Annotated in this window: 1 protein-coding gene; it reads left to right on the forward strand. The window is 59.7% G+C overall.

The features are described 5' to 3' along the window. Positions 1–829, forward strand: an 829-nt coding sequence (locus tag EN993_RS36355; RefSeq protein ID WP_164758083.1) for a DUF4158 domain-containing protein, incomplete at both ends; no start/stop codon positions are given.

Raw genomic sequence — 829 nt, forward strand, 5'->3', positions numbered from 1 at the left:
AGACAGAGGATAGTCTGATCCGTCACTTTACACTGGACCCGTCAGATAGATTGGAATGCGAACTCCGCCGGCGACCGCAGAACAAGCTGGGCTTCGCCGTTCAACTCTGCACGATGCGACAAACGGGGCGGCTCTTGTGGGATAACGAGCAGCCACCCGCGGCTGTGATCGACTATCTTGCGGATCAGCTTGGTATCGACGCGCGCCTCTACGCCTTCTATGCGCATCGAGTACAGACGCGCTTCGATCACAGCCGATCGTTGATGGCTTACCTCGGTCTCCGGACTGCATCTAGAGACGATCGCCGCGCCGCCCTTGTGGCTGCAATCGATGCGGCGACCAATGGCGATCACGGGTTGCCGATCGCGACAGCAGTCATTGCCGAGTTCCGGAAACGAAACGCACTCCTGCCCTCGCTGCATTCCATCGAGAAGATCGGCCTCGGCGGTCGCGCGATAGCTCGCCGACGGGCTGAGAAAGAACTCGTCGAAGGTATCCCGCCCGATCGGCTTACATTTTTGGACAGGCTGTTGGAGGTTGACCCGGCCCTCGGCCAGACGCGCTTTCATTGGCTGAGATCGGCGCCGGATGCGCCTGGTGCTTCGAACCTGATTGGGCTGACCGAACGGATCGCCTTTTTGCGCACGCTGGAGATCGATCCGAAATTGCAGATGCGCATATCCTCCGGACGGTGGGATCAGATGATCCGTGAGGGCAACGCCACACCGGCATGGCTGGCCAACGACTTCAATACCAGCCCTCGACACGCCCTGATCGTGGCGCAGATTATCAAGCTCGGCCAGAAGCTCACGGACGATGCAGTGTCTGT

It is taken from the genome of Mesorhizobium sp. M7D.F.Ca.US.004.01.2.1, assembly GCF_003997785.1.
GTDB lineage: Bacteria > Pseudomonadota > Alphaproteobacteria > Rhizobiales > Rhizobiaceae > Mesorhizobium > Mesorhizobium loti.